Annotated in this window: 15 protein-coding genes; 4 read left to right on the top strand and 11 right to left on the bottom strand. The window is 39.7% G+C overall.

Annotation, left to right across the window (positions count from 1 at the left end; genetic code table 11):
- The first annotated feature begins 1 nt into the window (after window position 1).
- A complete protein-coding gene (locus J655_RS13810; protein ID WP_032052521.1) occupies window positions 2-3,598 on the top strand; it encodes an AAA family ATPase in 3,597 nt (1,198 codons plus the stop codon).
- 200 nt (window positions 3,599-3,798) lie between these two features.
- On the opposite strand, the gene J655_RS13815 is transcribed toward J655_RS13810, so the two are convergent.
- Window positions 3,799-4,491 carry a YggS family pyridoxal phosphate-dependent enzyme gene (locus tag J655_RS13815; RefSeq protein ID WP_032052522.1) on the bottom strand — a complete coding sequence of 231 codons (693 nt, stop codon included), beginning with the start codon at window positions 4,489-4,491 and terminating at the stop codon, window positions 3,799-3,801.
- Between the two features lie 126 nt (window positions 4,492-4,617).
- Here J655_RS13815 and J655_RS13820 point away from each other — a divergent pair, with 126 nt between their 5' ends.
- A complete protein-coding gene (locus tag J655_RS13820) occupies window positions 4,618-5,655 on the top strand; it encodes a type IV pilus twitching motility protein PilT (RefSeq protein ID WP_002121749.1) in 1,038 nt (345 codons plus the stop codon).
- Between the two features lie 19 nt (window positions 5,656-5,674).
- Complete coding sequence (locus J655_RS13825; protein ID WP_005803129.1) at window positions 5,675-6,793, top strand: PilT/PilU family type 4a pilus ATPase; 1,119 nt, start codon at window positions 5,675-5,677, stop codon at window positions 6,791-6,793.
- A gap of 69 nt (window positions 6,794-6,862) precedes the next feature.
- Here J655_RS13825 and fur read toward each other — a convergent pair whose 3' ends face one another.
- Complete coding sequence (gene fur / locus J655_RS13830) at window positions 6,863-7,300, bottom strand: ferric iron uptake transcriptional regulator (RefSeq protein ID WP_002121758.1); 438 nt, start codon at window positions 7,298-7,300, stop codon at window positions 6,863-6,865.
- 111 nt (window positions 7,301-7,411) lie between these two features.
- Here fur and J655_RS13835 point away from each other — a divergent pair, with 111 nt between their 5' ends.
- Window positions 7,412-7,810, top strand: coding sequence for an outer membrane protein assembly factor BamE (locus J655_RS13835; protein WP_002121740.1), 399 nt, complete (start codon window positions 7,412-7,414; stop codon window positions 7,808-7,810).
- Between the two features lie 64 nt (window positions 7,811-7,874).
- On the opposite strand, the gene J655_RS13840 is transcribed toward J655_RS13835, so the two are convergent.
- The 9 genes from J655_RS13840 to J655_RS13880 form a co-directional block, all read right to left on the bottom strand.
- Complete coding sequence (locus J655_RS13840; protein WP_017481335.1) at window positions 7,875-8,189, bottom strand: RnfH family protein; 315 nt, start codon at window positions 8,187-8,189, stop codon at window positions 7,875-7,877.
- The gene (locus J655_RS13845) at window positions 8,189-9,256 is read right to left on the bottom strand and encodes a membrane protein (RefSeq protein WP_031944146.1); all 1,068 of its coding nucleotides are present in this window, start codon (window positions 9,254-9,256) and stop codon (window positions 8,189-8,191) included. Before J655_RS13845 ends, J655_RS13840 begins: the two co-directional genes overlap by 1 nt.
- Before the next feature lie 153 nt (window positions 9,257-9,409).
- Window positions 9,410-9,865 (bottom strand): bacteriohemerythrin, encoded by a 456-nt coding sequence (locus tag J655_RS13850; protein WP_002121698.1) that lies wholly within the window; start codon window positions 9,863-9,865, stop codon window positions 9,410-9,412.
- A gap of 251 nt (window positions 9,866-10,116) precedes the next feature.
- Window positions 10,117-10,965, bottom strand: coding sequence for a class II glutamine amidotransferase (locus tag J655_RS13855; protein WP_032052523.1), 849 nt, complete (start codon window positions 10,963-10,965; stop codon window positions 10,117-10,119).
- A 108-nt stretch (window positions 10,966-11,073) separates the two neighbouring features.
- Window positions 11,074-11,856, bottom strand: coding sequence for a GNAT family N-acetyltransferase (locus tag J655_RS13860; protein WP_002121744.1), 783 nt, complete (start codon window positions 11,854-11,856; stop codon window positions 11,074-11,076).
- 121 nt (window positions 11,857-11,977) lie between these two features.
- A complete protein-coding gene (gene argB, locus J655_RS13865; RefSeq protein WP_032052524.1) occupies window positions 11,978-12,883 on the bottom strand; it encodes an acetylglutamate kinase in 906 nt (301 codons plus the stop codon).
- 15 nt (window positions 12,884-12,898) lie between these two features.
- On the bottom strand, window positions 12,899-14,317 hold the full coding sequence (locus J655_RS13870; RefSeq protein ID WP_005803137.1) for a phosphomannomutase/phosphoglucomutase: 1,419 nt from the start codon (window positions 14,315-14,317) through the stop codon (window positions 12,899-12,901).
- 198 nt (window positions 14,318-14,515) lie between these two features.
- Window positions 14,516-14,968 carry a dUTP diphosphatase gene (gene dut, locus J655_RS13875; protein WP_002121799.1) on the bottom strand — a complete coding sequence of 151 codons (453 nt, stop codon included), beginning with the start codon at window positions 14,966-14,968 and terminating at the stop codon, window positions 14,516-14,518.
- A 24-nt stretch (window positions 14,969-14,992) separates the two neighbouring features.
- Window positions 14,993-17,032 carry a UvrD-helicase domain-containing protein gene (locus J655_RS13880; protein ID WP_005070868.1) on the bottom strand — a complete coding sequence of 680 codons (2,040 nt, stop codon included), beginning with the start codon at window positions 17,030-17,032 and terminating at the stop codon, window positions 14,993-14,995.
- Window positions 17,033-17,090: the final 58 nt, after the last annotated feature.

A 17,090-nucleotide genomic window follows, 5' to 3' on the forward strand; every position in this document is an offset into this window, starting at 1 on the left:
CATGAAAATTTTATCCATTCGAATAAAAAATCTGGCATCTCTTTCTGATGAACACTTTATTGATTTTGAAAGCGCACCTCTCGCCCATGCAGGTCTCATTGCGATTGTGGGAAAAACTGGTGCTGGTAAATCGACTATTTTAGACGCCATGTGTCTGGCTTTGTTTAATCGGGTGCCTCGTCTTAAAGACAGTGATGGTAAATTAAAAGATGTTGATGGTTCTGAGTTACTCACTAACTCACCTTTAACTGTCTTACGCCGTGGTACAGGACATGGTTTCGCTGAGCTTTGCTTTATTGCACAAGATCAAAAGCGCTATTTGGCTCGTTGGGAAATTAAACGTGCGCGTGAAAACCCAAGCGGTAAATTACAAAGCGTGCAACGCCATTTAAAATGCATGACCGATGGCGTTGTGCTTGCCGATAAAGCCAAAGCGGTTGATGAAAAAGTTAAGCAAATTACCCAGCTTTCTTTTGAACAGTTTACTCGTGCGGTGCTACTTGCCCAGTCAGAAGTGACCGCGTTTTTAAAAGCACGAGACAGCGAACGCGGTGAATTACTTGAGTACCTGACCAACTCCAGCATTTTCGCTAAAATCGGTGAATTGGCTTTTCGTAAAACAGCCGATATTGCAAAGCAGCGTAAACAGCTTGAAGAGTTTTTAGGACATATCGAAATTTTGTCTGATGAAGATATTGCTGCATTTACCGAACAATACCAGCAAGCCGAACAAAATCATCAACAGTTAGAACAACAAAAAAATATCTTAGACAAACAACAACAATGGTTTGAGCGTAAAGCGAAACTTGAGCTAGAAGTTCAAGCGAAACAACAACAGTTTCAAGCACAGCAAAATCATCATCATCAATTGGCTGGTGAGCGTGAGCAATTAAAACGACTCGAAGTTTTCTCTGAAATACGCCCACAAGTTTTTCAGCAAGCTCAAAATTTACAAGCCCTACAACAACTTGAGCCGCAAATTCAGCAAGCACAAACCAAGTTTAATGATTTAGTACAAATTTTTGAAACGGGACAAAAACAATATCAAGTTGCAGAACAACAGCTCAAACAGACACTCGATTTTGAGCAGCAACATCAACAAGCTTTAAATCAAGTTCGACAGTCCATTCAAGAACGTGCTTTTATTGCCGATGAATATAAAAAGTGCAAAGAAAAAAGAAGCGTACTCGAGCAGAAACTCAGTCCACTGCACCAGCAGCAAAACAGTGTGCAACAGCACATTGCACAGCTTGAGCAGAACCAAATTCATCTGCAACAACAGCTTACCCAAACTCAACAATATGCTGTGTTAGATAAAGGCCTTTCAGCGCATCTACATCAGCTCGGACAATTTATTCAAAATTACCAAGCGATTGAACAACAGCTCGGTAACCCTACCCTTGCCCGCCAAAAGCTAGCGGAAGCTAAAAGTGAACTCGAACAACTCGTAACTTCACTAGGCACAGTTGAACAGATTGAGTTAAAGCTTGAACAACAGCGTAAAGACAAAGATCAAAAACTTGCTCAAATCACTCAGTTAGATCTGATTCAACAGAAAATAATAATTTATCATGAGCTATATGCTGAGCTTCAGCAATTCACCGAAAAACAGACACAGACCTCAGCCCAAGAGCAGCAGCTTAAAACCGTTTGCCAGTTAGCTGAACAAGACTACCAAACAGCAAAAACTGAACGTGAAAAGTTACAGCACATTTTGCAACAGCAGCGTTTATTACACACCGAAAATATTGAGCAGTTACGGGCCAATCTTAAAGACGGCGAAGCTTGCTTAGTGTGTGGAAGCACACATCACCCTTACCGTGTTGATGACAGTGCAGTCTCTAAAGCTTTATTCGACTTGCAGCAACAACAAGAGCAACAGGCAGTAGCGCTAGAGCAAACTAAATTTAACACATGGCAAAACCAACAACATGCGCTTACTCAGTGTCGTGCCGAGCTTGAGCAAGTTCAGAAATACTTAACTCAACTTAAAGCCAAACATTCAAGCTTGCAGCAAGAACTTGAGCAACAATTTAGCCTCAATCACTTACATATTGAGCTTAATCAAGCTCCTGAACAAATCTTGCTAATGCTGAACGAACTCAGACAAGCGGCACAAACTGCCATAAATTCATTTGACTCAGAAAACGTGCGTTTAGCCAAAGCCATTAAACAACACAATCAGCTTGTTCAAACGATTCAGCGTAATGAAAGTTTGCTTAATACAGCACAGCAATGGCAACAACAAGTTCAACATATTGTTGAGTGTTTATCTGAAGCCGAACAGCATGCATGGCAGCAAGCAAGTAGCCAAACAGCTAAGCAGACTTGGTCAATTTTAGACGTACGTGCTAAGCAACTTGAGCAACAAGAACAGCTTTCACAGCGTTTTGAACAGCAGCAACAGGAACTTAAAATGTTGACTGCTAACTTTGAACAAATGGCCAAGCAAATTGATGAGATCGATCAAAATCTCAAAGAGATTACGCTTAAAGGTCAGCAAAATAATGAAAAAGCGGTGTCGCTCATTCAGCAAATGACGGGCCTCTCTGATATTAAACCGCACGAATGGCTAATTGAGCATGACGTTAAACGTCAGCAACAACAAACCGCTTATCACGAGGCTAAACAGCGTTTCGAGCAAACCAGACAGCACTTTGAGCAGCAAAAACAAGCGCTCGATCAGCTCAAGCATCAACATCAACACACTGCGGGGCATCAGCAGCAGATTGATGGGCAAATTCAAAACTGGTTAAAAGCCCATGCTGATTTTCAGGCATCTGATCTTACGGCGCTCATGCAAATCAATTCCGCCCAAGAGCAAGACATTCGTAACCGTCTTAATCATGCCGAGCGTTTATTAAGTGAAGCCTCTTCTGCCCTTAAGACCATGCAAGAGCAATTGAGCGAGCACTTACAAACTCAGCCAGATATTGAATATGAAAAGCTTGTTAGCCTTATTCAAGACAATATTGCAGAGCTCAAAGCCCAGCTTGAAGTACGTGATCGGCTTAAACTTAAACTTGAAGTCCATCAGCAAAATCTGGCTAAGCAGCAACAATACGCTGAGCAAATTCAAAATATTCAGCAAGAAGAACATCGCTGGAGCAAAATTTCAGGCTTGATTGGTGATGCAAAAGGTAAAGAGTTCCGCGACTACGCTCAGCAATATCACCTAGATATTTTAGTGGAACATGCCAACCAGCAACTGGCAATGCTGTCTCAACGTTATACGTTAAAACGCCTAGATCAGTCTCTAAGTCTTGCGATTATTGACCATGACATGGATGGAGAAACCCGTTCTGTTGCATCTTTGTCTGGCGGTGAGTCGTTCTTAACTGCCCTTGCCTTGTCTTTAGCGATTGCCAATATGGCCTCGGGCTCAATGAAAATTGAATCGCTGTTTATTGATGAAGGCTTTGGTACTTTAGACGCCTCATCTTTGCACATGGTGATGAATGCTTTAGACCAATTGCAAAATCAGGGTCGTCAGGTCATTCTCATCTCACACATTCAAGAAATGCATGAGCGAATTCCTGTACAAATTCAGGTAAAACCACTCGGCGCAGGTGCAAGTACCATAGAAGTAGTAGGTTAAAACTAAAAAGCCCCGACATCCTGTCGGGGCTTTTTTAGATTCTGCGTTGGTATAACTCCTGTCGTACCTGTATGCATCCATTCATCACTGTTTATTGTTATTTTTAGAAACATCCTGTTTCCTGATGAGTTCATAGTACGAAAAAAACGTTGTCTGCCATAGCCGCAAAAGGCCGCAGTTTCTGTAAGATAAAGCTTACATCAGCCTTTTTGCGAATAGTCTCTAGCACCAAATAAGGCTGTTCCTACACGAACCATGGTTGAACCAGCAGCAATTGCAGCTTCTAAATCACTCGACATTCCCATACTTAAAGTATCCCAATCTTGTGGGTGGGCATGTTGGTCTTTCACAGCATCAAACAAGGCTTTAGCATCTGCAAATGCAGCAGTATTGTCAGGTGCTGGAATGACCATTAAGCCACGTAACTTGATTTTTGGTAATTGACTAATTTGAGCAACCAGCTCGGCAACGTCTTCTGGTGCACAACCATCTTTACTGTCTTGCCCATCAATATTGACTTGCAAACAAATATTAAGGGCTGATTGATCATCACCCCGTTGATTAGATAATCGCTCGGCAATAATTAAACGATCTACACCATGTACCCAATCAAATTTCTCGGCCAAATGCTTCGTCTTGTTGCGTTGAACATGACCAATGAAATGCCATTCAATGTCTAAATCGTGCAAAGCTTCGATTTTTTCTAAAGCTTCTTGCAAATAGTTTTCGCCAAATGCTCTTTGCCCTGCTGCATACATTTCACGCAAACTTTCACTTGGATGTGTTTTCGATACGGCTAAAAGTTGTACGGTTTCAGGCACACGTTGAGCATGTTCACAAGCAGTTTGGATTTGCTGTAATACGTGCTGCCGCGCATCTTGCAGGTAATTCATTGACAAGGTTCTCATTTTCAAAAAACTTTTTTGCTTTTCACTTAAAGCGAGGTGTTGGTAAGCCTCGGTGAAAGCCGTATATTATTCTACAAAATAATGACATATTTTGATTTACTTGGGGAAATTATGGATATTACAGAGCTACTCGCCTTCTCTGTGAAAAATGGCGCGTCCGATTTACACCTATCTGCTGGCATGCCACCAATGATTCGCGTGGATGGCGAAGTCCGTCGCATTAACTTACCTGCTCTAGATCATAAAGATGTTCATCGTCTGGTCTACGACATCATGAATGATAAACAGCGTCGTGACTACGAAGAAAAACTCGAAACCGACTTTTCTTTTGAAGTACCCAACGTTGCTCGTTTCCGTGTTAACGCATTTAATCAAAACCGTGGTGCAGGTGCAGTGTTTCGTACCATTCCGTCCAAAGTACTCACCATGGAAGATTTAGGCTTAGGTCAAATCTTTAAAGATATTTGTGACTATCCACGCGGCATTGTACTGGTGACAGGCCCAACAGGTTCGGGTAAATCCACCACACTTGCAGCGATGATGGACTACATTAATGAAAACCGTTATGACCATATTTTAACGGTTGAAGACCCTATCGAATTTGTACATCAGTCAAAGAAATGCCTGATTAACCAACGTGAAGTGCATCGTGATACACACGGCTTTAATGAGGCACTACGTTCAGCACTGCGTGAAGACCCAGATATTATTTTGGTCGGTGAGATGCGTGACCTTGAGACTATTCGTTTAGCACTTACTGCTGCCGAAACAGGTCATTTGGTGTTTGGCACACTGCATACCACTTCTGCTGCGAAAACCATCGACCGTGTGATTGACGTATTCCCTGCCGAAGAAAAAGACATGGTTCGTGCCATGCTCTCTGAATCTTTACAGGCTGTTATTTCACAAACCCTGCTTAAAAAGAATGGCGGTGGCCGTGTCGCAGCTCATGAAATCATGATTGGTATTCCTGCTATTCGTAACTTAATTCGTGAAAATAAAGTCGCGCAAATGTACTCAGCTATTCAGACTGGCGCAAATCATGGCATGACCACCCTCGACCAAAGCTTAAAAAATTTGGTGTCTCGCGGTGTGATCAGCCCGCAAACGGCTCGTACTGCTGCTAAACAGCCTGAATCCTTTCTATAAAAATAATTAGAGAATAAATATGGATTTTAATGACCTGCTCAACCTGATGGTTGAAAAAAAATCATCCGACCTCTTTATTACAGATGGCGTTGCACCATCGATGAAGATTAACGGGCAAATTGTTCCCATTTCAAAAAATAGTCTTTCAGGCGAAATTATCGGGCAACTATTACACTCCATCATGAGTGAAAAACAACGCAAAGAATTTGCAGAGACTCGTGAATGTAACTTTGCGATTATGAACCGCGATAAAAGTGCGCGCTTTCGTGTAAGTGCTTTTCAGCAACGCGACATGCCAGGCATGGTACTACGTCGAATTGAAACCAAAATTCCTTCAATTGACGACTTACAATTACCGCCAGTGCTTAAAGATTTATCGATGACCAAACGTGGCATCATTATTTTTGTAGGGGCAACAGGTACAGGTAAATCGACATCATTGGCTTCAATGATTAGCTATCGTAACCATAACTCTAAAGGTCATATCATTACCATTGAAGACCCTATCGAGTTTATTCATGAACACGCTGGCTGCATCATTACCCAACGTGAAGTCGGGATCGATACAGACTCATTTGAAATTGCTTTAAAGAATACGTTGCGACAAGCACCCGATGTAATCTTGATTGGTGAGATTCGCTCTCGTGAAGTTATGGACTACGCGATTGGCTTCGCCGAAACAGGTCACCTTGTATTAGCCACAATGCATGCGAACAATGCCAACCAAGCACTTGACCGTATTATTCACTTCTTTGAAAGTGACCGTCATAGCCAGCTCTACATGGATTTATCACTTAACTTAAAGGCCATGATTGCACAGCAACTTATTCCGACTCCAGATGGTAATTCGCGCCGTGCAGCGATTGAGATTCTCATTAACTCACCATTAATTTCAGACTATATTCGTAAAGGCGAAATTCATGAAATTAAAGATTTAATGAAACGCTCACGTGAACTCGGTATGCAAACTTTTGACCAAGCACTGTTTGATCTTTATAAGTCAGGCCAAATTACCTACAAAGATGCATTAAAACATGCCGACTCACCAAACGATTTGCGTTTAACAATTAAGCTTGCCGAAGAAGGTCCAGATCAAATTGCAGGCACAAATCAGCATTTAACCTTCGACCGACAGTAATTTCTTCATAAAAAAAGGAAGGTTAAACGTAACCTTCCTTTTTTATTTGTTTTCTTTGTGTGAAAACGATTATTTCTTGCGCAGTACTTCCTGACATTCAGGTTCGTTACAGTAACCGTAGAGGTTTAATGAGTGACCCGTTAAGGTAAACCCATGTTGCTCAGCTACAGCATGCTGTTCTTTCTCGATAACATCATTAGTAAATTCAATAACTTTGTTGCAATTATGGCAAACCAAATGATCGTGATGATCTTCTTGCATAATTTCGAAAACAGAATGATTATTTTCGAAATGGTGGCGCTGAATGATACCTGCAGCTTCAAATTGTGTTAACACACGGTAAACTGTCGCAAGACCGACATCTTCCCCTTGTTCTAACAAAGTCTTGTAAATATCTTCAGCACTAAGATGATGTTGTTTTGAATTTTCTAATAATTCCAAAATCTTAATTCGAGGAAGGGTAACTTTAAGTCCAGCTTTGCGCAAATCTTGATTGGAAATAGGCATGAAAAAAGGTCTCTCAACAAATCTCAAGTTGGAATAGGCAATAGAATTTAGATGAAGTATGATCTATCCTTTGATCAAATGCATCATAATTTATTGGGATAGTGTAGCAAAATGCAAAAACTCGTGCTGACGTTATTAGTCACTTCACTCCTTGCTGGTTGTTCAATCTTTGGTGTATATAAGGTTGATATTCCTCAAGGGACTCCATTGACCAAAGCTCAAGCCTCTCAAGTACAAGTCGGCATGAATTTCCAGCAAGTGCGTTTTTTGCTTGGTAGTCCAACTGTGACTGATCCCCTCAATCCTCTACGTTGGGACTACATTTACAACTATATCCCGGGAACTTATGCTAAAAAAGCAAAAATCCCCGCAGCACATGGTCAGCATTTAAAAATTTACTTTGATGGCACTGGCACAGTAACTAAAATTGAAGGTTTAGAAACTATTCCAGAATCGCAACCAGGTTTACCTGCTTCTAAAGAAGCGATTTTAACTGCACCACCACTATAATCGTTTTTTCTAATAAAAATAAACCCCTCAAGTGAAATACTTTGAGGGGTTTTGTTTATGGGGCTTATTGCTTAAAGCGATTACTTTTAATATATCGCCCCACAGGGTTTTTCTCGGCGCGTTTACGACGTATATCTTTAGGGTTAATCGTTAAAGGTCGATAAATCTCAACTCGATCACCAGCTTGCAAAATCGCATGTGCTTCAACTTTTGCGCCAAAGATGCCAAGTTGTAATGGCTCAGGCAAACTGACCTGTGTCTGCAAGCCACTCGCCTCAACTGCTTGTAATGCAGTCATACCAGCTTCAAATGGAATAGCAACTAAAAACTGTTGCTCTGGGGCTGCATAAGCAACCCACACTTGCTGAGCTTTTTCCATCAGATAATTTGTCCAATCACCGCAATCATGGCAATGACAATTGAAAGCGGCAATACAATACGTACCGCAATGCGCCATAAGTTATAAAACAACTCATTGCTAAAATTCATAGATTTACGCAAATGGCTAATTTTCATAATCCAGCCAGCAAAAATGGCATAGATCAAGCAAATGAGTAATCCCCAAAGCATCAAAATCAGCGTAAAGATGTTATGAAGCTCAGGCACAGCCCAAACAGCAATCGCTACAACAATAATCACCCACTGTAAAATAGGCATAAGCTGACGCTGAGCAAGCTGCTCTCTAGCCAATTGCACAAATAACGCTGTTGTCATTACTGCGGTAAAGATCCAAGTAAAAACAGGAAGCTGTGCTTGTAAAGAAAAGAAACCAAAGGCGATCACAGCAATTAACTGAGCTAACCAAATTGGAAGAACTGTTTTCGTTGCACCTTCTTGCGACTGAACCGCACCTACACTATTTTGCCAATAAAGCCCTAAGCCCAATCCACTCGCAACAAGTGCAAGTACAGTCGCATTCCCCCATTCTTTAAACTCAACATTGGTCCAATGCCAAGGCTGTAAAGTCGTTCCCATCGTGTTAGCTAAAACAAGAGAAACAATTACACCAACCGTCATCAGTAAAATTAAAATTTGACGTGGAATAAAGGATAAAATGAGGGCCACAACAGCAAGGCCAGCAAAAACAAGTTGTCCTGAAACACTATTATTAAGTTGTGTATTCAGTAAATTACCAGCGGTACTTAATACATTACCTGCTAAAAATGGAATAAAAATAACTGCAAGCCAGCCAACCAAACGCCATTTTGGGGAACTATCTGCTTCACGAGTTAAACTTGATAAAGCATTTAAGGCTGTAGTCTTCGACCGTTTTGCTAAAGCAATTTCCAAATAACAAACTGGTAGTGCCAATAACAACATTGTGCCTAACCACAATAACCAGAAATCGAGTTGACGATCAATCTGGATTCCCATTGTGGGTGCCAATGTCGCCATAATGATGAAAGATAAGCAAAACGCCATCAGGGGCGATAACCATCGTGACATAGGTATGTCCTGCATTATGCATTCCTTGAAAAAGACTAGAGATATTTTGCCCGTGTCATGCTTGAAAATCAAAGTTTGCTCAATAAAAAAAGCAAACTACCGAATCGATAGTTTGCCGCGCTAACTGAAATTATGAGTTCTTTTTATTTCAGGTTATGAGAAAAACCGAGCAAACCAGTTTTTCCCTTTTTTCTTTTCTTTTTCTCTAATAATTCCCATCATATTTTCTTTTACTGCTCCTACATAATCGGCATCATCATGTTGAATATGGTTAATTAACCATTTAGCCAAAATTTCTTGTAATTCTGCTTCAATCGTGTGCCCCATTTCAAAACGTTCACGATATAACTCTATTTTTTTAATAAATAAATCATGTACACGTTTATGAGGTACACGATATTTATAATCAGCTTCCTCTTGCAAACTTTCTTCGAAAGTAAAATGTGATTGCGTATAATCGATAATATTGTCTAGAACATCTTTAATACGACGTCTATCCTCTTCATCTTTTACATCATCAATCTCATTAATATAATCAAGTATTCGTTTATGTTGCTCATCAATAACATCAATACCCGTATTATATTCTGAAGCCCATTTCATTTTCATACATCTCCCCAATGATGATTAATGATCGTTGCATAAACTCCATGATATATTTAAAGAATATAAATAAAAACAAACCTATTTTGTCGGCTTTAGCATATAAAAATTATATTCAACCCAAGTTATTGTTTTTAAAATATTTAATTAAAATTAACCAACTAAAATAATAAAGTATTTTTTAAACAAACTATTTAATTATTAAATGATAAAAATATATAAATACCCTTATTCATATATTTTAAATGTATTTTATATTAATACTGATCTGCACGCGTAATACGTTTAAGTTCAGGATTTTCCTGTTCGCGCTTTAATCTTTCTACAAAGGTAATCGCCTTTTTAATTGGTTGACCATGTTGAAATAAAATCATTTCACCAGGTTGGTACGCTGTCCAATTTTCATTATGTGTTAAAGGTTCAGTGGTTATTACTGCCACACGATCGTCAGGTGTTGTTACCTGGCTAAAATCAACTGCGACATCTAAGTCAATTAAATGAGCATGATTAAATGGATATTCGCGAACGAGCCAATATAATTTAGTAATGGCATAACTAAATAATGCTTTGCCATTAGATAGGCAATAATTAAATGTGCCATATTCTGCAATTTGCGGAGAAATCTTTTCTAATACTTCAAAGATTTGTTCAAGACTTGGCTCTTCATAACCAAATACTTCAACGAGTTGATCGAGCAAATAACAAAATGCCCGCTCACTATCGGTATTACCTACTGGTGTGAAACGTCCACTTAACGGCGGATTAAAGTCATGTAAATCGCCATTATGAGCAAAAATCCAGTGTCTCCCCCACAACTCACGAATAAAGGGATGAGAGTTTTCTAAAGTGATTTTGCCTTGAGTAGCTTTGCGGATATGAGCGATCACGTTGCGTGATTTAATAGGATAATTACGAATAAGATCGGCAATTGGAGACTCAACTGCTGATTGGTTATCAACGAATAAACGGCACGCCTTATCTTCGAAAAATGCAATACCAAATCCATCACTATGGTCTGAGGTAATTCCTGCACGCTGTGAAAAACCACGGAAGGAAAAAGTGATATCCGTTGGTGTTGCACAATTCATTCCTAATAGCTGGCACATATCGCTTTTTAAACTACTTCTAATTACCCCATCTGCTCTATTGTGCATGAGAGTAAAAGTGCTTGCAAATCTCAATATGTGCTGGCTATTACAAAATAGGAAATATGATTAACGCTGCACCATTTTATTCATGACAAACGAGGTCGCGACTTTATTCACCTCAAGAAATACAAAATAATCCAAACAGTTAAACTCTTCATCAAAAAAAGCCTGTTTCGATAGTTTTGATTGCATGCTCAGATACATTTGGAATAGCTTTGGCATACGTTCATCTTGTGGGAAGCTAAACTCAGGATATTCAGGTTCATAGATTTTTTTCGAACGGATATCAATCGTTTTGCTTTCTGGTAACTGCTGAATCTGACGATGTGTGTAGTACGCTCTAGCCAAATTATCTTGCAAATGAATACTGACACAGCCCATTAAATATTTAGCGCGCATTGACCAGAGTACTTTCGGTGCAAGGTTTAACCATAACATTGATAATGCTTTACCATTACGAAAGCGAGGATGTACACAAGTACGGCCTATTTCTAACACATTTGGAAGATGGGATAATTGAGGAACAATATCAAACTCATGTGCACTATAACTCTGTGCTATTTCATGGCCTTGAAATAGTTTTAGACGCGTATACGCTACAATTTCTCCAGTCCACTTTTCACGCAAGACCGCATGTTCACAACCAAAATCGTAAATATCTTGGTCTAAGTTATCTTCAAACTTGATTCCGAATTGTTGACTAAATTGTTGTGCACGAAACCGTTGTACATCTTGTAATTCTTTTAAATTATCAACCCACTCAAAACGAAATTGCGTCTGATTTATTGCTTTATGACGATTTAAAGGTAAAGTCCAGGTTTGGCGATATTGATTAAATTTTTCCAGCATAATGAACGCTCCTAGTGACACCCCCTACACTAGTCAAAGCTCATGACAAAAAAATGACCAAATCAAAATGGTATAAAAAAGACCACCTAGGGTGATCTTTTTATTGAGAATAGCGGATTTCTTAAGCTGTTTTAGTGCGGTTACAAATCAGCGTTCCAACACCATGATCAGTGAAGATTTCAAGTAATGTTGCATGTGGCACGCGACCATCAACAATATGTGCACTCACAACGCCGCCTTTAACAGCATCAAGCGCACAGCCTACTTTAGGAATCATACCGCCATAGATCACACCTGTTTCAATGAGGCGATCAACTTCTTGTGTCGTAAGGCCAGTTAACAGATTTTTATTTTCATCAAGCACACCGCTAATATTAGTGAGCAAAATTAATTTTTCAGCGCCTAACGCTTCTGCAACCTTGCCTGCAACTAAATCAGCATTAATATTATAAGTATTGCCTTCTTCATCTACACCTAATGGCGCAATAACTGGAATAAAGTCACTTTGGGTGAACATTTCCAATACATCTGTTTTAACGCCTGTCACTTCACCAACCATACCCAAGTCGATATGTTTGATAGAACCATCTTCTTCTTGCTTTTCCATAAGCAATTTGCGGGCACGAAGTAAATTACCATCTTTACCCGTTAAACCAATCGCACGTCCACCGTGTTTATTAATCAGGTTAACGATTGATTTATTTACACTGCCGCCCAACACCATTTCAACCACTTCCATGGTTGCAGCATCAGTTACACGCATACCGTCAATACGGTCAGATTCACGGCCTAACTGCTTTAAGAATGAATCCACTTGCGGCCCACCACCGTGAACAACAATCGGATTTAATCCTACAGTTTTAAGTAAAACGATGTCTCGGGCAAATGAACTTTCAAGCTCCGGATCAGTCATTGCGTTGCCACCGTATTTCACCACCAGCGTTTTACCAGTAAAGCGTTGAATATACGGCAAAGCTTCAATCAAGATTTTTGCTTTGTCGACACCGATATGCTGATGTTGTGGCATTACGCCTCTCCTTACTTAGGCCTCTGAAAGTTCTTGTGCAATTTGCGGATAGTGTTCTTGCAACATATCTACAAATTTTTGCTGGATTTCCTTTAATCGTAAAGGATTATCCGCATCAAATCGTACTGTAAAGTATTCACCAGTATTTGATGCTCGAATAATGCCAAAACCATCATCAAAATCAAGACGTACGCCATCAATTTTACTAATACGTGCCCCTAAGCGATGACTTAAAATCTCAATATCTTGTAATACATACTTTGGATCAGACTGATAAGTACCAATATAGGTATCTTCTGTACAACATCTTTCTGGATATGGAGCAAATAATTCAGAAATTGTAGCGGCATCAGATTGGGTAAAATACTCCATTACTCGTAATGCAGCATATAAACCATCGTCGTAGCCAAAACCACGGCCATCATTAAACACATAATGACCTGCATATTCTCCACCAAAAATGGCACGTCCATTCGATTGAGATAAATAAGCCCTTAGGAAACTACTTCCCGTGCGGATCATTTTTGCTTTTCCGCCGAGTTTCTCGACGGTCTCTTGAACCATACGTGAACATTTCACATCAAAAACAATTTCTTGCTCTGGATGCTGCTCAAGGCACATTTGCGCAAAAAGCGACAATAAGCGGTCCGCTGTCAATATCTGTGCTTTTTCATCGACTAAAACAACACGGTCTCCATCGCCATCAAGAGCGATGCCGATATCCGCCTGCTGCTCGACCACGGCTTTACGCAAGCTAATTAAATGAGCTGCATGTGATGGATCTGGTGCGTGATCTGGAAACTCTCCATTTGGATTAGTGCGTAAAGCAATGACTTCACAACCCATTTTTTCTAAGATTAGTTTTGAACAATGCCCAGCTGAACCATGCAAACCATCTAAAACAACTTTTAAAGGATGTTTTAACTGAATATCTTTAAAAATGGCTTGTTGGTATTGCTGGCAAAATTCAGCTTTAAATTGCGGTAAGGTTAACTCAAGTACAGAAATTGAATGGCTTGGTACATAAGTTTGGGCTTCTTCACCCACCTGCTGAATCATTTCCGGAGACGGCGGTTCGCCTTTTAAAATCCACTTAATACCATTATCAGATTTTGGGTTATGGCTTGCTGTCACCATAATGCCATTGCCACCAAAATCTCGTGCAATGTAGTACATCATTGGTGATGAACAGCAACCAATATTGGTCACTTTTAAACCTTGTTCTATTAAAATTTCTTCAATTAAGTGTGCATAGGCTGGGCTTGTGAGCCGGGCATCATAGCCAATTACTAATTGAGTTTGTTTTGCTTGTTTGTATTGTTGTGCCAATCCGTAGGCAATTGAACGGACAACGTCCGTGGTTAAGAAAGAAAGTTTGCCTCTAATATCGTAAGCACGAAAAATACTTTTTGGAAATGAGTGTCTTACATTCATAGCGTATCTTCTATTTAAAGATCAATTCGATCTATCGCAAAAACATAGATTATTCAAAATTTTTGAAAGGTTTGTTTGCTAAAAAAGTTAAAAGAATATGAGTAAAGCGTGTTGTAATATAATCCTTTGTAACATTCAAGATGTAAAAAGAAACGCCTGTTCAACAGGCGTTTGATTTTCGTTAATATTTAAAAAAACTTATTGTTTACCTGTATGGCCAAAGCCACCAGCGCCACGTAAAGTTTCTTCAAACTCTTCTACTTGCTCAAATTCAGCTTGTACGACTGGCACTAAAACATATTGTGCCAAACGCTCACCTGGTTCTAAACGGAATGTGGTTTGACCACGGTTCCAAACTGAAACCATCAATTCACCTTGATAATCCGAATCAATCAAACCAACTAAGTTGCCAAGCACGATACCGTGTTTATGACCTAAACCTGAACGCGGTAAAATTAAACCAGCAAAATTTACATCATGAATATAAATTGCCATACCTGTTTTAACTAAAACAGTTTGTCCTGGTTCAATATCAATTGCTTCATCTAAACAGGCACGTAAATCTAAACCCGCTGAACCTGCTGTTGCATATGAAGGTAAAGGCCATTCTTTACCTAAACGCGGATCGAGCAATTTCACTTGAACTTTCATGGGATTTCCTAAAAATTAAAAAAATTAACGCTTTAATAAAGCTTTTAAATTTGCCAGATATTGTTGAGCCTGTTCTTTAGGGTCAACATTAGCCGCAATTTTCTTTTTACGCCCTAACCACTCAAGCTCATCTTGCGGAAGCTCATCAAGGAAACGGCTAGGCGTCATTTGTTTCATCTGTCCACCATTTTTACGCTGTTCCGCTAGAGTTAAAGTTAAACCTTGGCGTGCACGTGTAATTCCCACGTACATGAGACGGCGCTCTTCCTCAATGGTTTCTGCTGCAATCGAGTTTTTGTGAGGCAATAGTTCTTCTTCAAGTCCCATAATGTATACATATGGGAATTCCAGACCTTTTGCTGCATGCAAAGTAAGAAGGTTAACTTTATCTGTATCTTCTTCTTCCTGCTGCTGTTCTAACAGATCGAGCAAAACTAGTTTTCGGATGACACTTTCAATATTCTTTTCATCAACATCTTCAGCACGATTAATCAGATTTTGAATACTGGTAAATAAGTTCTCGATATTATCGAGTTTACTTTTCTCTTGTGCAGGTGTTGCTGACTGTTCTCGAACGTAATCCATATAACCCGCTTCATTCATCATTTGACGAACTTTAGGCACAGGCTCATCATCTTCTAAGAGTTCACGAGTAAATGTCGCGATAAAGTCAGCAAACTCATGAAGCTGTGTTTCTGCCTTTTTAGGAAGCACCATGCTTAAACGCTGGTCAGCAGAAGCACCGAGTAAAGACAAATTATTTTCTTGTGAAAACAAACCTAGTTTCTCTAGAGTAACAGGGCCAATCGCACGTTTAGGCGTATTAATAATTCGTAAGAAAGCACTGTCATCTTCTGGATTAATAATAAGACGTAAGTAACTCATCACGTCTTTAATTTCTGCACGGGCGAAGAACGATGTACCGCCAGAGAGTTTATACGGAATTTGCATTTGACGAAGCTGGGTTTCTAACACACGTGCCTGAAAGTTTCCGCGATATAACACAGCATAATCTTTCCAGTTCTTACCGTTCATCAGTTTATGAGTCAGTAGGTCTTTGACCACGCGCTCTGCTTCATCATCATCATTACGACATGTAATGATTCGGATGACTTCCCCATGCCCTTTATCACTCCATAATTTCTTGTCAAAAATATGTGGGTTATTTTGAATCACACAGTTCGCTGCTTTTAAAATACGGCTGGTCGAACGATAATTTTGTTCAAGTTTAATAATATGTAGATTTGGGAAATCCTGTTTAAGCAAAGCCATATTTTCGGGCTTAGCACCACGCCATGCGTAGATTGACTGGTCATCATCACCTACCGCGGTGAACTGCCCCATTACCCCAACTAAAAGTTTGACCAAAATATACTGCGCGGTGTTGGTATCTTGATATTCATCGACTAATAAATAACGGACACGGTTTTGCCACTTGTCACGTACTTCTGCATTTTCTTGCAATAAGCGTGTTGGCATAACAATCAAGTCATCAAAATCGACAGCATTGTAGGCACGTAAATTACGTTCATAAAGTTGATAAAGATGAGCAAACTGGACATCTTCTGGTGTTTCACAAGTCGAATGCGCTTGTTCAGGCAAAATCAGATCGTTTTTCCAATCTGAAATTTTCTTCATTGCCTTGGCAATTAATTCTTTACTCTCTGCACCCGATAAATTGTCGCGATGCATCAAATCCATCAAAATACGTTTACAGTCGTCTGCATCTAAAATCGAAAAATTAGCTTTTAAAGGTAAATTTTTAAGTTCTAAACGTAAAAGATTTAAACCAAAAGTATGGAAGGTAGAAACAGATAAACCTTTTGCTTCTTCACGCGACAAAAGCTTGGTCACACGTTCTTTCATTTCACGTGCAGCTTTGTTTGTGAAGGTCATCGCGGTTATACGATGCGCAGGAATACGGCAATGTTGCACCAAATAGGCAATTTTACGCGTAATTACCGATGTTTTACCTGAACCAGCGCCAGCAAGCACCAATAAAGGGCCCTGAGTATATTTCATGGCTTCTTCTTGCTTGTTGTTCAATTGACTGGCAGATGACATCGTGTATTACCTCTTGATTTTTCGAGCATGATTATAGTCATCTCTTTTTTAGAATCCC

This window comes from Acinetobacter sp. 1294243 (assembly GCF_000588015.1).
GTDB classification, from domain to species: Bacteria; Pseudomonadota; Gammaproteobacteria; order Pseudomonadales; family Moraxellaceae; genus Acinetobacter; species Acinetobacter pittii.